The sequence below is a fragment of the Stutzerimonas balearica DSM 6083 genome, assembly GCF_000818015.1.
Taxonomy (GTDB): Bacteria; Pseudomonadota; Gammaproteobacteria; order Pseudomonadales; family Pseudomonadaceae; genus Stutzerimonas; species Stutzerimonas balearica.
In genome coordinates this window covers 1420185-1436409 of sequence record NZ_CP007511.1, presented here as the reverse complement: position 1 = coordinate 1436409, position 16225 = coordinate 1420185, and the positions used below count along the sequence as shown (strand labels likewise).

Annotated in this window: 18 protein-coding genes; 8 read left to right on the top strand and 10 right to left on the bottom strand. The window is 64.8% G+C overall.

Annotated features, from left to right (window positions below):
- Positions 1-47: 47 nt before the first annotated feature.
- The 9 genes from cydB to ttcA all read right to left on the bottom strand — a co-directional run bounded on the left by cydB (position 48) and on the right by ttcA (position 8039).
- Positions 48-1190, bottom strand: a complete 1143-nt coding sequence (cydB, locus tag CL52_RS06540) for a cytochrome d ubiquinol oxidase subunit II (RefSeq protein WP_043219207.1) — start codon at positions 1188-1190, stop codon at positions 48-50.
- A gap of 10 nt (positions 1191-1200) precedes the next feature.
- Positions 1201-2838, bottom strand: coding sequence for a cytochrome ubiquinol oxidase subunit I (locus tag CL52_RS06535; protein ID WP_043219205.1), 1638 nt, complete (start codon positions 2836-2838; stop codon positions 1201-1203).
- Positions 2835-3014, bottom strand: a complete 180-nt coding sequence (cydP, locus tag CL52_RS06530) for a cytochrome oxidase putative small subunit CydP (RefSeq protein ID WP_043219204.1) — start codon at positions 3012-3014, stop codon at positions 2835-2837. The genes CL52_RS06535 and cydP overlap by 4 nt, the downstream gene beginning before the upstream one ends.
- A 408-nt stretch (positions 3015-3422) precedes the next feature.
- Positions 3423-3974 carry a putative natural product biosynthesis protein gene (locus CL52_RS06525; protein WP_041106316.1) on the bottom strand — a complete coding sequence of 184 codons (552 nt, stop codon included), beginning with the start codon at positions 3972-3974 and terminating at the stop codon, positions 3423-3425.
- Positions 3975-4063: 89 nt separating this feature from the next.
- Entirely contained in the window at positions 4064-4435 is a 372-nt protein-coding gene (locus CL52_RS06520) for a DUF2946 family protein (protein ID WP_043219202.1), read from the bottom strand.
- A 74-nt stretch (positions 4436-4509) separates the two neighbouring features.
- On the bottom strand, positions 4510-5181 hold the full coding sequence (locus CL52_RS06515) for a DNA-3-methyladenine glycosylase I (RefSeq protein ID WP_043219200.1): 672 nt from the start codon (positions 5179-5181) through the stop codon (positions 4510-4512).
- A gap of 379 nt (positions 5182-5560) precedes the next feature.
- The gene (locus CL52_RS06510; protein WP_043219199.1) at positions 5561-6637 is read right to left on the bottom strand and encodes a 3-deoxy-7-phosphoheptulonate synthase; all 1077 of its coding nucleotides are present in this window, start codon (positions 6635-6637) and stop codon (positions 5561-5563) included.
- Between the two features lie 271 nt (positions 6638-6908).
- Positions 6909-7037: a hypothetical protein gene (locus CL52_RS21610; RefSeq protein WP_256363844.1), complete on the bottom strand. Its 129-nt coding sequence runs from the start codon at positions 7035-7037 to the stop codon at positions 6909-6911.
- A gap of 177 nt (positions 7038-7214) precedes the next feature.
- On the bottom strand, positions 7215-8039 hold the full coding sequence (gene ttcA, locus CL52_RS06500) for a tRNA 2-thiocytidine(32) synthetase TtcA (RefSeq protein ID WP_043219196.1): 825 nt from the start codon (positions 8037-8039) through the stop codon (positions 7215-7217).
- Positions 8040-8168: 129 nt separating this feature from the next.
- On the opposite strand from ttcA, the gene CL52_RS06495 reads away from it, so the two are divergent.
- From CL52_RS06495 to CL52_RS06480, 4 genes are all read left to right on the top strand, one after another.
- Entirely contained in the window at positions 8169-8765 is a 597-nt protein-coding gene (locus CL52_RS06495; protein ID WP_043219195.1) for a DNA-J related domain-containing protein, read from the top strand.
- A gap of 141 nt (positions 8766-8906) precedes the next feature.
- Positions 8907-9506: a Yip1 family protein gene (locus CL52_RS06490; protein ID WP_043219193.1), complete on the top strand. Its 600-nt coding sequence runs from the start codon at positions 8907-8909 to the stop codon at positions 9504-9506.
- Positions 9507-9664: 158 nt separating this feature from the next.
- Positions 9665-10366, top strand: a complete 702-nt coding sequence (locus CL52_RS06485; protein ID WP_043219191.1) for a Yip1 family protein — start codon at positions 9665-9667, stop codon at positions 10364-10366.
- A 73-nt stretch (positions 10367-10439) separates the two neighbouring features.
- Positions 10440-10934 (top strand): SprT family zinc-dependent metalloprotease, encoded by a 495-nt coding sequence (locus tag CL52_RS06480; RefSeq protein ID WP_043219190.1) that lies wholly within the window; start codon positions 10440-10442, stop codon positions 10932-10934.
- Positions 10935-11244: 310 nt separating this feature from the next.
- On the opposite strand, the gene CL52_RS06475 is transcribed toward CL52_RS06480, so the two are convergent.
- On the bottom strand, positions 11245-12429 hold the full coding sequence (locus CL52_RS06475; RefSeq protein WP_043219189.1) for an MFS transporter: 1185 nt from the start codon (positions 12427-12429) through the stop codon (positions 11245-11247).
- Positions 12430-12703: 274 nt separating this feature from the next.
- On the opposite strand from CL52_RS06475, the gene napE reads away from it, so the two are divergent.
- The 4 genes from napE (at position 12704) to CL52_RS06455 (ending at position 16216) form a co-directional block, all read left to right on the top strand.
- Positions 12704-12877: a periplasmic nitrate reductase, NapE protein gene (gene napE, locus CL52_RS06470; RefSeq protein WP_041106988.1), complete on the top strand. Its 174-nt coding sequence runs from the start codon at positions 12704-12706 to the stop codon at positions 12875-12877.
- 74 nt (positions 12878-12951) lie between these two features.
- Positions 12952-13215: a chaperone NapD gene (locus CL52_RS06465; protein ID WP_041106990.1), complete on the top strand. Its 264-nt coding sequence runs from the start codon at positions 12952-12954 to the stop codon at positions 13213-13215.
- On the top strand, positions 13212-15716 hold the full coding sequence (napA, locus tag CL52_RS06460; protein WP_041106992.1) for a nitrate reductase catalytic subunit NapA: 2505 nt from the start codon (positions 13212-13214) through the stop codon (positions 15714-15716). The genes CL52_RS06465 and napA overlap by 4 nt, the downstream gene beginning before the upstream one ends.
- Positions 15717-15727: 11 nt before the next feature.
- A complete protein-coding gene (locus CL52_RS06455) occupies positions 15728-16216 on the top strand; it encodes a nitrate reductase cytochrome c-type subunit (protein WP_041106993.1) in 489 nt (162 codons plus the stop codon).
- Positions 16217-16225 lie beyond the last annotated feature (9 nt).

Here is a 16225-nt window from a genome sequence, read left to right as displayed (position 1 = left end):
ACGGCGCAGGTGCGCCGCGAACCGGCGTTGCGCAAACGCCGGGTATCTCAATACAGGCCATGCGGATTGGCTTCGATGGTCTGCTGGTTGATCCGCCCCCACATCCGCACATAGCTCCAGAGCGTGTAGCAGAGGATCAGTGGCACGAAGATGCACGCCACCACGAACATGATCCCCAAGGTCTTGTGGCTCGACACCGCGTCCCACAAGGTCAGGCTCGATGCCGGGTCCAGGCTCGACGGGAAAACGAACGGAAACAGCGCGAACCCGGCAGTGCAGATGCTGCCGACGATCATCAGGCTGGTGCCGAGAAAACTTACGCCACCGTGGTTGCGGGTCGAGCCAAGCAGTGCCAGCAAGGCACCGACCACGCCGGCGATGGGCGCGATGAGGGTCAGCGGATAGCGACCGTAGTTGGCCAACCAGCCGACATTGTCCTGCGCCACCTGCTTGTCCAGCAGCGGATTGAGCGCCGCGCCCGGGTCACTCACCGACAGCTGGCTAAAACCGTGAATGCCCAGCGCCAGCCAGGCACCCGCGGCGAGGAAGCCGAGCAGGAACACCAGTGCGCACAACCGCGTCGCCTGGCGCGAGCGCTCGCCCAGTGCGCCATCGGTGCGAAGCATCAGCCAGGCACCGCCGTGAGCGCAGAGCATGCTCAGGCTGACGATGCCACAGAGCAGCGCAAACGGATTGAGCAACGCAAAGAACGAGCCCTGGTAGGTCGAGCGCATCAGCTCGTCGAGCTGGAACGGCAGCCCGATAAACAGGTTGCCGAAGGCCACGCCGAACACCAGCGCCGGCACCGCACCACCGACGAACAGCGCCCAGTCCCAGGCATTGCGCCAGCGCGGGTCTTCGACCTTGCTGCGATAGTCGAAGCCCACCGGCCGGCAGAACAGCGCGAACAGCACCAGCAACATGGCCCAGTACAGCCCGGAGAACGCCACCGCATAGACCATCGGCCAGGCGGCGAACAGCGCGCCACCGGCGGTAATGAACCACACCTGGTTGCCGTCCCAGTGCGGCGCAATCGTATTGATCGCCGCGCGCCGCTCGTTGTCGGTCTTGCCGACGAAGGGCATCAGCGCCATGGCGCCCATGTCGAAGCCATCGGTCAGGGCGAAGCCGATCAGGAGCACACCGATCAGCACCCACCATACGAGTTTGAGCACTTCGTAATCGAACATCTTCGTTACCTCACACGGTGGTAGGTTCGGTGGGGGCATCCTTTGCGACAGGCCTCGCAATCGCCTCAGGCGATTTCGGCGCCTGGCCGGCTGCGGCCTGCCCACGTTCGAAGTGGTAACGCCCGGTATGCAGGCTGCTGGGGCCGAGGCGTGCAAAGCGGATCATCAAAAACATTTCCACCACCAACAGCAGGCTGTAGAAGCCCACCAGGGCGATCAACGAGCCCCAGATGTCGCCCGCAGCCAGCGTCGAGGTGGACAGATGCGTCGGCAACACCTCGCCGATCGACCAGGGCTGGCGGCCGTGCTCGGCCACATACCAGCCGGTCTGCGCGGCAATCCAAGGCAACGGCAGGCTGAACAGCGCGAAACGCAATAGCCAGGGCTTGCTTTCCGCATCCCGCTTGATCGAGGCCCAGCTGGCGAGGGCGAATAGCAGCAGCATCAGGAAGCCCGAGGCGACCATCACGCGGAACGTCCAGAACAGACTGAACACGTCAGGAATGGTATCGAGCGCGGCCTGCTTGATCTGCTCATCGGTGGCATCCACCACATCGGCGGTGTACTTCTTCAGCAGCAGGCCGTAGCCAAGGTCGCCCTTGACCTCGTTGAATGCGGCAATCGCCTCGGCCGACTTGTCACCGCCACGCAGCCGTTGCAGCCGCTCGTAGGCCAGGATGCCGTTGCGAATGCGCCGCTCGTGGTCGGCGATCAGATCCTTGATACCGGTGACCTGCTCGTCCAGCGAACGGGTTGCGATCAGCCCGAGCACATAGGGAATCTTCACCGCGTAGTCGGTGCGCTGGGCATCCTGATTCGGCAGACCGAACAAGGTGAAGCCGGCCGGCGCAGGATGGGTCTCCCACTCCGCCTCGATGGCCGCCAGCTTGACCTTCTGCACATCGCCGATTTCGTAGCCGGATTCATCGCCGAGGATGATCACCGAGATCGTCGACGCCAGGCCGAACACCGCGGCGATGGCGAACGAACGACGGGCGAAGCCCAGGTCGCGCTTCTTCAACAGATAGAAGGAAGAAATCGCCAGCACGAATATCGCCCCGGTGACATAACCGGCCGACACCGTGTGAACGAACTTGACCTGCGCCACCGGGTTGAACAGCAATGCGCCGAAATCCACCAGCTCCATGCGCATGGTTTCGAAGTTGAACTCCGAGCCCACCGGGTTCTGCATCCAACCGTTGGCGATGAGAATCCACAGCGCCGACAGGTTCGAACCCAGCGCCACCAGCCAGGTCACCGCCAGGTGCTGCACCTTGGAAAGGCGGTCCCAGCCGAAGAAGAACAGCCCGATGAAGGTCGATTCGAGGAAGAACGCCATCAACCCTTCGATCGCCAGCGGCGCACCGAAGATGTCGCCGACATAGTGGCTGTAGTAGGCCCAATTGGTGCCGAACTGGAACTCCATGGTCAGCCCGGTAGTGACGCCCAGGGCGAAGTTGATGCCGAACAGCTTGCCCCAGAACTTGACCATGTCCTGGTACACCTGCTTGCCGGTCATTACATAGACCGACTCCATGATGGCGAGCAGGAACGCCAGCCCGAGCGTCAGCGGCACGAACAGAAAGTGGTACATCGCCGTCATGGCGAACTGCAGACGGGATAGATCGACAACGCTTTCCGAGATCATCTCGGCCCTCCCTCGAAGTTCTGGCTTCGTGATTCAAGCAAGTGCTCGGCCACGCGTGCCGAACCGTTTTGCGGAATGCTGGGCGCATCGAACCAGATGATTTTTATGCTTATAAGAATGGCGAGCTTGACCAGCAGGATGATGACGACATCGCGTCGCAGGGATGACTTGAACATGCCTCTTGCTCCTTCAACGCGTCGCGTCGCCGCTGCGCCCGGCGAGCCGATGCGCAGTCTGCGATTGACGGCCCCCGATGGGGCGAGGGCCTTGACCGGCCATGGCTGCCCGGCTCAATCGCCTTGCCTCGCGCCTTGCCGTGGAATGCTCCGGCACCAGACGGGCGCAGTGTCCGGCGCAGGCGAAACGGCAACAATTGCGACAGCCTGCCGCAGGCCCTGCGCACTCGTGCGGAGCCGACCGCACAAGCGTAGATGCCGGGCCGGCGAAGGCAGCCAGACAACCCGCGGCAAAACTGCGCCAGATCAACGCGGCCGCCAGATAGCCCGGCAGGTGTCGACCGACTCTGCCGCCGCCCATGGGAAAGCGCACGCCACAGAGCCGCCCTGCTGCGGCAGGCTGTCGCATCACGACACCTGCAGCCAGCGGCGGAACGCCGTCGCGCCCGTGCTGGACAACGGACACCAGGCGAAATCCCAGGGCAACGGCGGCAGCTCCTCGGCCTCGGCAGCCGGCTGACGACCGCCCAGCCGCAGTCGCGGCTTCCAGTCGTAGACGCACGGCCCGCCCTGCCAACCAAGCACGACGCCTAGCGCCGGGCTTTCATCGCTGCTGACCCAGCGCGCCGCCGCCGCCACCAGCATCGCGTCGACCAGTTCGTCGTCGACCCGGCTGCCGTAGGGCGAACCCAGCAACCAGCGGCAGACATTGAGGTGAAGGGTCCAGTCGAGCGCCAGCTGTCGCCCGTAGGCCCAGGTCATGAACTGGCGAAACAGGTTCAGCCCGTCGGGCGGGTCCAGTTTGAGCAAACCGGGGCATACATCGAACAGTGCATGCCAATACGGCAGTAGCCTGGCATCCAGATGCACGAAGCTACGTGCATGGCTGGGGAAGTCCGGAAACGGCAGGCGATAGGCTGCGCGGCCTTCGGCCCGGGCAAATCTTTCCATCGCGGTCATATTGGTTTCTCCTGAGTGAGCCACGCCGAACGCGGCACGACAAACCGGCAGCCGAAGCCGCCGGAGACCGGGCAAGGTTCAGGAGCGAATCAGGGTGCGCGAGGATTCAGCGACGGCCAATGCGCACGTGGCGTGCGCAAGGGTCCGTCTGCGGCCCGCAACCGCTGCCTGGCGGGGCGGCCGAGCCAGCCCAGACACAGCAGAAGAGCGCCGAGCAGCAGCAGCGAGCTGCACAGCGGGCAATCGAACGGCATGTCGGCCGACTCATGCGCGTGCCCGAGGCTAAGCGCCGCATCGGCGCCGGGCGCATCGGGGTCTGACAGGCACAACGCCGGGCCACCCAGCGCCAGGCGAAAACCGATGTGAGTGGCATGTTCCAGCGCGCAGGCATAGGCGTTCGCGAGGATGAGGATCAGCAACATCCAGGCGAGCAGGCTGCGGTTTTTCTTGACGCTGGTCATGTTTGAACTCTATGCCCGCCACCGCAACGGCGAAACGAGGCAAAGCGTCGCAGCATCGCCGCAGGAGCGGGCGATCAATGATTCACGGTGAACGCCAGCATCGCCGAGAGCTGGCAGAGCGAACGGCCACTCTGCTCCTGCCAGCGGTTGAAGGCGGCCTGCACCGTGGCCAGATCGCGCTGGCTGGTGGGGGCCTTGTCGATGATTTCCTGAGCCTTGAGTGCGGCGACCACATCGTTGCTGGGAACGAAGGTGTCCTTGCCGACCATGCGCAGCAGGCGCGGCGCGGAGAGGCCGCCCAATTGGCTGCCCTGCCTGGCCAGATAGCGCCACAGACCGACGATGTTGGTGCCCGGCCAATCGGCGATCAGATTGCCGAAACTGCCCTTCTCCCGCGCCACGTCGAGTACGAACTGGGCGTTGCGTGGCACGCTCTTCAACTTGCCGAGGTGACGGATCAGTTCGGCGTTCTGCATCAGACGCTCGATGTGCTCGCCGCCCATCAGCACGACCTTGTCCGGCTGGAAACCAAAGAACGCCTTTTCGAACGCGGGCCACTTGGCGTCGACCAGGCTGTGTTTCAGGCCGGCGCGAAAGATGCGCAGGGCGATCAACGACAGGTAGCGGTCGTCCGGCAGCGCGCGCAACTCTTCGGCAGTGTGCGGCTGCGGCAGCCGTGCCTCCAGCGCGGCGGCCGAGCCGAAGCGGTTGAGGCAGTATTCGTGCAGCCACTGGTAATCATGCATGGGCGGGCCTTTCGGTTGAGCAAACGACGGCAAAGGGTGCCGAGGATGACGACCGGCCGCAAGCACCGCCGACACCCAGCTGACCGCGGCTGCGATCAAGCCACGCCGCTGTGCGGCTTGGGCCCTCCTGCCGACGAAGGCGCAGGGTGGAAAGCACGCACGGCGATCTTTCCACAGCGAGCCACCGACAGGGCCCGAGCCGGAGGCTTTCTGCCAGCACATCCTTGCCCGGCGGAGCCGGTAGATGGCTGCGGCCATCGGCCCTACGGCACAGAACGGACCTCTCGCGCAGCGATCTCCGCCACGCGCCCGGCCAGGCCCCGGGGCAGAGAACCGCACCGTCGCCATCCGCACATTCACCGTCCGCCACCCGCGCATCTCAGCCGCGCAGCGCCTCGGCGGTTTCGCGCAGCAGCCGCTCGGTGCCGATCCAGCCCAGGCAGCCATCGGTGATCGACACGCCGTAACGCAGCTCGCCGGACAGCGGCTGGCAACCATCGAACAGATTGCTCTCGAGCATCACGCCGCGCAGGCTGACATCGCCGGCCAGCCGCTGCTCGATAACCTCTGCCAGCACGGCCGGCTGGCGCAGGGGGTCCTTGCCGCTGTTGGCGTGGCTGCAATCGACCACCAGCCGCACGGCAATCCCCTGCTTGGCCAGCGCTGCCCGGGCCTGCGCCACGCTCGCGGCATCGTGATTCGGCCCGCGATGGCCGCCGCGCAGAACGAGATGCGTGTCGGGGTTGCCGTGGGTTTCCAGCAGCGCCGGGTGGCCCAGCGCGTCGATGCCGAAATGCCGATGGGGATGCGCGGCCGAGCGCATCGCATCGCAGGCGATGGTCAGGCTGCCGTCGGTGCCGTTCTTGAAGCCCACCGGCAAGTCCAGCCCGCTGACCAGCTCACGGTGGATCTGCGACTCGCTGGTGCGCGCGCCGATCGCGGCCCAGCCAAGCAGATCGTCGAAGTAGCTGGCCGCCATCGGTTGCAGCAGCTCGGTGGCCAACGGCAGTCCGGCTTCGAGGATGTCCAGCATCAATCGACGCGACAGGCGCAAGCCCTCGGCCATGTCGCCGCGGCCGTCCAAATGCGGATCGTAGAGCAGGCCTTTCCAGCCCACGGTGGTCCGAGGCTTCTCCACATAGGCGCGCATGACCAGCAGCAGCTGGTCGCTCAGCTCCGGTGCCAGCGCGGCGAGACGTTCGGCGTATTCCAGCGCGGCGACGGGGTCATGCAGGGAACAGGGGCCGACGACGACCAACAGGCGTGGGTCGCGACCATCGAGCACGGCGCGGATGGCGTTGCGATCATCGTGTACACGTGCGGCAAGCGCGTCCGATAGGGGCAGGCGCTGACGCAGGACGGCGGGGCTGGGCAAGGGTTGAGCACTGCGGCGGGCGGCGCCAGCCTGGCTGGGACTGGGCTCGATGAGGCTCTGGGCGGTAGCGGTGGTATGCATGATCTGGCGATTCCTTCGGCCGGCGCGGTTTCCCGCGTCGGCGCTAGTCGAGTGTTCGGTCGTGAGGTTTGAGCGCGGCGGCGGTGAAGCGGCTAAATCGCCAGTCGTAGCGGTAGTAACGGTCGGTGCGGTAAGTAGTCATGGCTCATTTCCTCGTTGCGTTGGCCGTGATGGCCGGAAAAAAACAAAACCCCCGGTCGGGTTGCCGACCGGGGGTTTCTTGGAAAACGTCTCTGGTGGCGACCCTGCTTGCTAGGCCGCCTGTGGGGTATCAGGCGCGCCTATGGCTAAACCAATACCCAAAGAAGTAATAGACCGCAGCCGCAATCTGCCCACGAACGAGCGCAGCGCACATGGCACCGGCATCGACAACGTGAACGGCTACGGGTTTCAGGGACATGCTGATCTCCAGACGATGGCCGAACCATACCCCGCCGGGCGTGCGGCTTTCAACCCGCCTGGCGAAGAAGCTTGCTAGGGGGGCTTCATACGTAGGGTGGGCTTCAGCCCACCGCGCCAGCTCGTGGACGCGCATGGCGGGCTGAGGCCCGCCCTACGCCCGCTTCCGGCGCCCGGCCTACAGGCTCATCACCTCGACGAAGCGCGGCGTGGCGTTGTCGTCAATGCGCAGGCTCTTGAAGTCGAACAGGTTGCGATCGGCCAACTGCGACGGCACCACGTTCTGCAACGCCCGGAACATGATCTCGGTGCGCCCCGGCGACTTGCGCTCCCACTCCTGCAACATTTCCTTGACCACCTGACGCTGCAGGTTCTCCTGCGAGCCGCAGAGGTTGCACGGGATGATCGGGAACTCCTTCATCTTCGAATAGGCTTCGATGTCCGCCTCGTTGCAGTAGGCGAGCGGACGGATCACCACGTTGCGGCCATCGTCGGAAAGCAGCTTGGGTGGCATGGCCTTGAGCGTGCCGCCGTAGAACATGTTGAGGAAAAAGGTCTCGAGGATGTCGTCGCGGTGGTGCCCGAGCGCCATCTTGGTCGCGCCGATCTCGTCGGCGAAGGTGTACAGCGTGCCACGGCGCAGGCGCGAGCACAGCGAGCAGGTGGTCTTGCCTTCCGGGATCTTCTCCTTGACCACCGAGTAGGTGTCCTTCTCGATGATGTGGTACTCGACCCCCAGCGCCTTCAGGTACTCGGGCAGGACATGCTCGGGAAAGCCCGGCTGCTTCTGGTCCATGTTTACCGCCACCACCTCGAAGCGGATCGGCGCGACCTTCTGCAGATAGAGCAGCACGTCGAGCATGGTGTAGCTGTCCTTGCCGCCGGACAGGCAGACCATGACCTTGTCGCCGTCCTCGATCATGTTGAAATCGGTGATGGCTTCGCCGGCCAGGCGGCGAATGCGCTTCTGCAGCTTGTTCTGGTTGACCGAAAGGGTGCCCATGGTGGATGTCCGGAGGAATGCAAAGCCGCGCATTTTACGCGCAAAGCACGCATCGCCCCAGCCCGACCGTCACCCTCGGCTGTGACGCCGCGCCACACGCTGGGGTGGCCCGCGTGCTAGGGTCCTCGCATGAACGATGACCTCTGCCCTTCCCTCGACCTGCCCGAGCAGCTGCTCGTGCTCCTGCGCGAGCAGCCGCACGGCTTGAGCGAATACGAGCTGATCCAGCGGCTCAAGCAGCGGCACAGCACGCACGTGCCGAACCTGCCGCTGGCCGACAAGCTGGTGCTCTTCAGGACACATTTCCTGGTATTCAACGCGCTCTATCTGCTGCGTGACCGCCTGGGCGAAGCCGACATCGCCCATCTGTCGATCAATCCCATGGCGATCCGCCTGCTGCCCTATAGCAGCGGCGAAGCGGCGCTCGCCGAACGCGATCCGTTGCGCGACTACTACCTGGACCTGCGCAACCTGCGCGACACCGACGAGGACGATGTCGAGCGATTACTGGCCAGCTTCTGGACGCGCATGCAGGGCAGTGACGAAAAGCAGGCGGCGCTGGAGCTGTTCGAGCTCGACCGCGTCGCCGAGCCGGTGACCGCACTGATGATCAAGCAGCGCTACAGGCAACTGGTCAGCCTGCATCACCCGGACCGAGGCGGCAGTACGGAGCGGCTGCAGTCGATCAACCTGGCGCTGGAAATTCTGGAGCGCTATTACCGCTGAGCGCATAGCTCCCATTCGCTCTAATCCGCTGGTCTGCAAGCGCGGGCCGCACTCCTATACTGCGGCATAAGGTCGCAGCCAAAAGCCACGGCACAAGGCAAACCAGGCGAGCGGCCTCACCACCATTGAGGAGACGCCGGCATGATCAATCACGTATGGGGCCTTTTCGCCCACCCCGGTCAGGAGTGGCAGTCGATTCGCGGAGAGGAAGAAACCATCAGCCACATGTACCTGACTCACGTGCTGCTGCTCGCCGCCATCCCGGCGGTATCTGGCTTCATCGGCGCGACGCAGGTCGGCTGGAGCATCGGCGGCGGCGAGCCCGTCAAGCTCACGCAGGCCAGCTGTATGCAACTGGCGGTGATGTCCTACCTGGCCATGCTTGCCGGCGTCGCGGTGATGGGCGCTTTCATCCACTGGATGGCGCGGACCTACGACGCCAACCCGACCCTGGCCCAGTGCATCGTGTTCGCCGCCTATACCGCCACGCCGCTGTTCGTCGGCGGGCTTGCCGGGCTGTATCCGCACATCTGGGTCGCACTGACAGTCGGTACCGCGGCGGTCTGCTACACGGCCTACCTGCTCTACGTCGGGCTGCCGAAATTCATGAACATTCCCAGCGATGAGGGCTTCATGTTCTCCAGCTCGGTGCTGGCGGTTGGCCTGGTGGTGCTGGTCGCCATCATCGCCACCTCGGTGATCGTCTGGGGCATGGGCATGGGCCCGGTCTACGTGCGCTAAACATCAGCGGGCCGGGACCTGCGGCCCGCTTCACCGATCTCTGCGCCAGGGGCCGCCCCTTTGCGGCGGAAACCCTTGGCGCATCTGCCGTTCTAAACAGGAACGCCAGCCGACGCGCAGCGCTCGGCCGGGCCTTTCCAGGCAGATGGAGATCGCTCATGAGTCCTCACTTTCTTACCTTGATGACCCGGCCTGACCAGGCTTGGGCCGACATCCGCCGCGACGAGGAAAAGCACAGCTCGAACTACCTGATCCATCTGCTGCTCTGGGCGTTATTGCCTGCAGTCTGCATGTTCATCGGCACGCGCTATGTCGGCTGGAGCCTGGTCGAGAACGAGCGGATCTGGCTGGACACCCGCAGCGCCCTGCAGCTGAGCGGGCTGATCTACCTGACGATCATCCTCGGCACCTTCATCATGGGCTTCTTTCTGCGCTGGATGTCACGCAGCTTCGAGGCACGACCGACATTCAACCAGTGCGTCGGCTTCATCGCTTATCTGATCACACCGTTCTTCATCGCCGGCCTGGGCGCGCTTTACCCGACGCGCTGGACGGCCGTTCTCGTGCTCGTCGCCGCAGGGCTGTATTCGACCTATCTGCTGTTCGTCGGCCTGCCGAAGTTCATGCGCATCGATGATCGCAATACCTTTCTCTACGGCGTCAGTACCTGGGCCGTCGGGCTGCTCGTGCTGGTCAACCTCAAGGTGCCGATGATCCTGTTCTGGTCGCTGGCGCTGGACCCGACCTACGAGCGCTCCGGTGTGCAGAACCAGAGCTACGGCTTCGAGGAAAACCGCCCGCAGGAAGCGCCGGGCGGCGTGGACAACGAGCGCCGCTTCAACGAACGGCCGAACGAGTGACGTGACGCCGGTCCGCTGGCGCTGTCCGACGGCGAGCGCTTTGGCATAATGCGGCACTCCCCAGGAGTGCCCTATGCCCGAACGACTTCATGCGCGTGTCGAGGCCTGCTACCAGCTTGCCGAACAGTTCTTCGCGCGCCGCTTCGAGCGGCCGCAGGTGAGCTTCAAGCTGCGCGGCCAGAAGGCCGGCGTCGCCCATCTGAACCAGAACCTGCTGCGTTTCAACGCCCAGCTGTATCGCGAGAATACCGAGCATTTCCTGCGCCAGACCGTGGCGCACGAGGTCGCCCACCTCATCGCCCACCAGATGTTCGGCCCACGTATCCAGCCACATGGCGAGGAGTGGCAGCTGATCATGCGCGGCGTCTACGAGCTGCCAGCCGATCGCTGTCACAGCTACGAGATCCAGCGCCGCCCCAGCATGCGCTACATCTACCGTTGCCGCTGCCCCGAGCAGGAGTTTCCGTTCACCGCCCAGCGCCACGCGCTGGTGCGCAAGGGCCGTCGTTATCTGTGTCGCAGCTGCCGTGCCCCGCTCGCCTACAGCGGCCAGCAGCGCGTCGAGTGATGAGCCAGCGCCCTGGCGAAAACCAGGCTGCGTAGGCTGGAAAACCGCAGCGCGTTTTTTCCGCCGCGTTCCGACATGCCAAGCAACGGAAGTCAGCCGAACCTGGCAGGTGGATAAGGCTGCGCCGTTATCCACCCTACAGGCAGCGATCACGAACAGAGCCGCCAGCACCGCCGACAGGGCAGCCAGCCGGCATGTTCCCAGTGCGTAGGGTGGAAAACCGCAACGCGTTTTCCGCCGCGTTCCGACATGCCAAGCAACGGATGTCAGCCGAACCTGGCGCGTGGATAAGGCTGCGCCGCTATCCACCCTACAGGCTGCGGGCGCGCCAGGCGGCGATCACGAACAGAGCCGCCAGCACCGCCATCAATGGCAGCCAGCCGGCGTGTTCCCAGACATAACCGGCGACATAACCCACCACGCTCGAGCCCAGGTAGTAAGCGCACAGGTACAGCGCCGAAGCCTGCGCCTTGGCGCCCTCGGCATGGATGCCGACCTGACCGCTGGCCACCGCGTGCGCGGCAAAGAACCCCAGCGTGAACAAGCCCAGGCCCAACACGATCGCCGCCAGCCAGGCACTGGCACAGAGCGCCACACCGAGCAACATCAGCCCGACGCCACCGCGCAACACGTTACGCGCGCCGAAGCGAGGCACCAGCCGTCCGGCCCAGCCGGCGCTGAAGATGCCGGCCAGATAGACGACGAACAGCAGCCCGATGACCGTCGAAGACAGCCCGAACGGCGCGCCTGCCAGGCGGAAGCCAATGTAGTTGAACAGGGCGACGAAACCGCCCATCAGCAGGAAGGCCTGGAGAAACAACCCGCGCAGCCTGGGGTTGCGCAGATGCAAACGGAAGTTGCCGAGCAGCACCCGAAGCGAGAGCGGCTGCGCCTTGAAGTGGCGCGAAGCCGGCAACAGCCAGACGAACAGGCCCAGCGCGAGCAGGCCGAGTCCGGCGATGCCGCCCAGGGCGAGTTCCCAGCCGCCGATGTCACTGAGCAGCCCCGACAGCAGGCGACCGAGCAGCCCACCCAGTGCCGTTCCACCGATATAGAGTCCCATTGCCGCCGGCAACGAAGGCGGGTCGAATTCCTCGCCCACATAGGCCATCGCCAGCGCCGGCAGACCGCTCAGCGCCAGCCCCAGCAAGGCCCGCAGCACCAGCAACAGGTTCCACGACTCCACCAGCACGCAGGCCAGGCCCAGCAGGCTGGCCAGGCCGAGCGCGGCGGCCATCACCGGCTTGCGTCCCCAGCTCTCGGCCAGCGCTCCGGACACCAGCAGACAGAGCGCCAGGCACAGGGTGGTCAGCGACAGCGCCAGACTGCTGGTCGCCGCCGACACGGCGAAATGCGCTGCCAACAACGGCAACAGCGGCTGCACGCAATAGAGCATCGCAAAGGTGGCGAAGCCGGCGCAGAACAGCGCCAGCGTGGCCCTGCGATAAGCCGCAGTGCCCTGCCGCAAGTGGGTGTGAAGGGTGTCGGTCGTCATGTTTCCCGTCGCCGAGAGAGTGGAAAAAAGCCGCGGAGCCTAGCACACAAAGAGGCCATATACGCCACCACAGAGGCCTGCAACGCCAGACGCTGGCCCATGGCGGCGCGCGGTCTGTCTTTCGACATCAGGCTCGCGGCACCGACGCACGCCAAAGCCGTCCGTGCCAGCGGGCCCATTCCAACGCCCCGCCTGTCGGTCAACGACCGAACCGAATGGCGCCGACCGAGTCCCTTACTAGACTCCCTCTGTATCGCCGGTTCGGAGTTTGGCAATGACAACAACACACACGCCTGAACAGTCCTCCAGCAAGCGCGAAGAAACCCGCCTCTTCGTTTTCCTGATCGTTTTCCTCTTCCCCATGCTCAGCGTACTGCTCGTGGCCGGCTACGGCTTCATCGTCTGGATCACGCAGATGTTCTTCGGGCCGCCCGGCCCGGCGAGCTGAGCCCGGGGCGCCGACGCCCAGCTGAACCGGTGCCCTCGCCGCGCACCTCGTCACGACCTGGTTGGAAGTCTTTCATGGAGACAGCCCTGCACATCGCCAGCCTGCTGGTGCACTGCCGGCCACAATGGCTGGACGCGGTGAAAGCGAACCTGGGCCTGCTGCCCGGCGTCGAGCTTCACCAGCACAGCCCCGCAGGCAAGCTGGTGGTGGTCCTCGAAGCGGACCACGAACGCGACATTCTCGCCACGCTGGAGCACATCCAGCAGCTGCCCGGCGTGCTCAATGCCGCGCTGATCTATCACGAAGAACTCCTCAGCCTCGAAGGAGAAGCCCCATGAGCCTGACTCGCCGCGAATTCGCCAAGGCCAACGCAGCCGCCATCGCTGCGACGGTGGCCGGCCTGCCGATCGCCAGCACCGCCAGCAACCTGATCACCGAGGCCGATGCCACCAATCTCAAGTGGAACAAGGCACCGTGCCGCTTCTGCGGTACCGGCTGCAGCGTCATGGTGGCGACCCGCGAGAACCGCGTGGTCGCCACCCACGGCGACATCAAGGCGGAGGTCAACCGCGGCATCAACTGCGTCAAGGGCTACTTCCTGTCGAAGATCATGTACGGCGCCGACCGCCTGACCCAGCCCTTGCTGCGCATGAAGAACGGCCAGTACGACAAGCAGGGCGCGTTCGAGCCGGTCACCTGGGACCAGGCCTTCGACATCATGGCCGAGAAGTACAAGGCGGCCCTCAAGGCCGGAGGTCCCGAGGCCATCGGCATGTTCGGTTCTGGGCAATGGACGATCTGGGAAGGCTACGCCGCCAACAAGTTGATGAAAGCGGGGTTCCGCTCCAACAACATCGACCCCAATGCGCGCCATTGCATGGCCTCGGCAGCGTTCGGCTTCATGCGCACCTTCGGCATGGACGAGCCGATGGGCTGCTACGACGACATCGAAGCGGCCGACGCCTTCGTGCTCTGGGGTTCGAACATGGCCGAGATGCACCCGGTGCTGTGGACGCGGGTCACCGACCGCCGCCTCAGCGCGCCGCACGTGAAGGTCGCAGTGATGTCCACCTTCGAGCACCGCAGTTTCGAGCTGGCCGACATCCCCATGGTGTTCAACCCGCAGACCGATCTGGTGATCCTCAACTACATCGCCAACCACATCATCCAGAGCGGCGCGGTGAACAAGGAATTCGTCGACAAGCACACCCGCTTCGCCAAGGGCGCGACCAACATCGGCTACGGCCTGCGACCGACCGACCCGCTGGAGCTCAAGGCCGAGAACCGCGGGGTGGCCAATACCTGGACCGACATGAGCTTCGAGGACTACGCCAAGTTCCTCGAGCCCTACACGCTCGAACATGCCGCGCGCGAAAGCGGCGTGCCGGCAGAACGGCTCGAAGCGCTGGCCAAGCTCTATGCCGACCCGAAAACCAAGGTCATGTCGTTCTGGACCATGGGTTTCAACCAGCACACGCGCGGTGTCTGGGCGAACAACATGATCTACAACATCCACCTGCTGACCGGAAAGATCAGTGAGCCGGGCAACAGCCCGTTCTCGCTTACCGGCCAGCCCTCGGCCTGCGGCACGGCGCGCGAGGTCGGCACCTTCTCCCACCGCCTGCCGGCGGACATGGCAGTGACCAACCCCAAGCACCGCGCCACCAGCGAGAAAATCTGGAAACTGCCGGCCGGCACCATCCAGGAAAAGCCCGGTTTCCACGCCGTCGAGCAGAGCCGCATGCTCAAGGATGGCGTGCTCAAGGTCTATTGGACGCAGGTGACCAACAACATGCAGGCCGGGCCGAACATCATGCAGGAGGTCCTGCCCGGCTGGCGCAACCCGGAAACCTTTGTCGTCGTCTCGGACGTCTACCCGACCGTCTCGGCACAGGCGGCCGACCTCATCCTGCCAAGCGCCATGTGGGTGGAGAAGGAAGGCGCCTATGGCAACGCCGAGCGCCGCACGCAGTTCTGGCACCAACTGGTCGAGGCACCCGGCGAAGCACGCTCGGACCTCTGGCAGCTGGTGGAATTCTCCAAGCGCTTCACCGTCGACGAGGTCTGGCCGGCCGACCTGCTGGCCAAGGCGCCGGAACTCAAGGGCAAGACGCTCTACCAGGTGCTGTTCACCAACGGCCAGGTCGACCGCTTCCCCAACGAGGAAATCGCCGAGGGCTTCGGCAACCATGAGGCCGAGGACTTCGGCTTCTATATCCAGAAGGGCCTGTTCGAGGAATACGCCTCGTTCGGCCGCGGCCATGGCCACGACCTGGCCCCGTTCGATACCTATCACCAGGAGCGCGGCCTGCGCTGGCCGGTGGTCGACGGCCAGGAGACGCGCTGGCGCTACCGCGAGGGGCTGGACCCCTACGTGGAAAAAGGCAGTGGCGTGCAGTTCTATGGCAACGCCGACAAGAAGGCGATCATCTTCGCCCTGCCCTACGAAGTGCCCGCCGAGGTGCCGGACGAGGATTACCCCTTCTGGCTCAGTACCGGCCGGGTGCTCGAGCACTGGCACACCGGCAGCATGACGCAGCGGGTCGACGAGCTCTACCAGGCCGTGCCGGATGCGCTGGTGTACATGCATCCCGAGGACGCACGCAAGCTCAACGCCCGCCGCGGCAGCGTGGTGAAGGTGATCAGCCGGCGCGGCGAGATGCAGGGCCGCATCGAGACGCGCGGGCGCAACAAGCCGCCACAGGGGCTGGTGTTCGTGCCGTTCTTCGATGCCAACAAGCTGGTCAACAAGGTCACCCTCGACGCCACCGACCCGATCTCCAAGCAGACCGACTTCAAGAAGTGTGCGGTGAAGATCGAAGTGGTCAGCATCGCCTGAGGAGAGCCGACATGACATTCCGTTTCCTGCCGTTGTCTCTGCTCGCGGTGTTCGGCCTGGCCGTTGCCGCGGACGTGAACTACCCGCTCGATGCCCCGGCGCCGGACGGTCGCCGTCCGGGCGGCACCCTCACCCAGGAGTTCACCCCGCCGCCCTTGCGCGACGAGGAGAACAAGGACCTGCGCCGCGAACGCAACTATCCCGAGCAACCGCCGACCATTCCGCACACCATCCGCGGCTACGCCATCGACAAGAACGCCAACAAGTGCCTGTCGTGCCACAGCCGCGAGGCCAGCGCGCGGACCCAAGCGCCGATGATCAGCATTACCCACTTCAGCGACCGCGACGGCCAGGTGCTCGCCGCCGTGTCCCCGCGGCGCTATTTCTGCACGCAGTGCCACGTACCCCAGCACGACGCCAAGCCGCTGGTGGAAAACCAGTTCAAGAACATCGACGACCTGCTGTATCGGGAAAATCCCGCCACCGGGAAGCAGAACTGAGGAGGCCTG

What these genes read in the sequence shown, in the direction of transcription:
- CL52_RS06495 (WP_043219195.1), top strand. Translation starts at nt 8,169, where the DNA reads ATGAACGATGACCTCTGCCCTTCCCTCGACCTGCCCGAGCAGCTGCTC.
- CL52_RS06510 (WP_043219199.1), bottom strand. Translation starts at nt 6,637, where the DNA reads ATGCATACCACCGCTACCGCCCAGAGCCTCATCGAGCCCAGTCCCAGC.
- cydP (WP_043219204.1), bottom strand. Translation starts at nt 3,014, where the DNA reads ATGTTCAAGTCATCCCTGCGACGCGATGTCGTCATCATCCTGCTGGTC.
- CL52_RS21610 (WP_256363844.1), bottom strand. Translation starts at nt 7,037, where the DNA reads ATGTCCCTGAAACCCGTAGCCGTTCACGTTGTCGATGCCGGTGCCATG.
- CL52_RS06480 (WP_043219190.1), top strand. Translation starts at nt 10,440, where the DNA reads ATGCCCGAACGACTTCATGCGCGTGTCGAGGCCTGCTACCAGCTTGCC.
- napA (WP_041106992.1), top strand. Translation starts at nt 13,212, where the DNA reads ATGAGCCTGACTCGCCGCGAATTCGCCAAGGCCAACGCAGCCGCCATC.
- CL52_RS06485 (WP_043219191.1), top strand. Translation starts at nt 9,665, where the DNA reads ATGAGTCCTCACTTTCTTACCTTGATGACCCGGCCTGACCAGGCTTGG.
- CL52_RS06515 (WP_043219200.1), bottom strand. Translation starts at nt 5,181, where the DNA reads ATGCATGATTACCAGTGGCTGCACGAATACTGCCTCAACCGCTTCGGC.
- CL52_RS06465 (WP_041106990.1), top strand. Translation starts at nt 12,952, where the DNA reads ATGGAGACAGCCCTGCACATCGCCAGCCTGCTGGTGCACTGCCGGCCA.
- CL52_RS06525 (WP_041106316.1), bottom strand. Translation starts at nt 3,974, where the DNA reads ATGACCGCGATGGAAAGATTTGCCCGGGCCGAAGGCCGCGCAGCCTAT.
- CL52_RS06475 (WP_043219189.1), bottom strand. Translation starts at nt 12,429, where the DNA reads ATGACGACCGACACCCTTCACACCCACTTGCGGCAGGGCACTGCGGCT.
- napE (WP_041106988.1), top strand. Translation starts at nt 12,704, where the DNA reads ATGACAACAACACACACGCCTGAACAGTCCTCCAGCAAGCGCGAAGAA.
- CL52_RS06520 (WP_043219202.1), bottom strand. Translation starts at nt 4,435, where the DNA reads ATGACCAGCGTCAAGAAAAACCGCAGCCTGCTCGCCTGGATGTTGCTG.
- cydB (WP_043219207.1), bottom strand. Translation starts at nt 1,190, where the DNA reads ATGTTCGATTACGAAGTGCTCAAACTCGTATGGTGGGTGCTGATCGGT.
- CL52_RS06455 (WP_041106993.1), top strand. Translation starts at nt 15,728, where the DNA reads ATGACATTCCGTTTCCTGCCGTTGTCTCTGCTCGCGGTGTTCGGCCTG.
- CL52_RS06490 (WP_043219193.1), top strand. Translation starts at nt 8,907, where the DNA reads ATGATCAATCACGTATGGGGCCTTTTCGCCCACCCCGGTCAGGAGTGG.
- ttcA (WP_043219196.1), bottom strand. Translation starts at nt 8,039, where the DNA reads ATGGGCACCCTTTCGGTCAACCAGAACAAGCTGCAGAAGCGCATTCGC.
- CL52_RS06535 (WP_043219205.1), bottom strand. Translation starts at nt 2,838, where the DNA reads ATGATCTCGGAAAGCGTTGTCGATCTATCCCGTCTGCAGTTCGCCATG.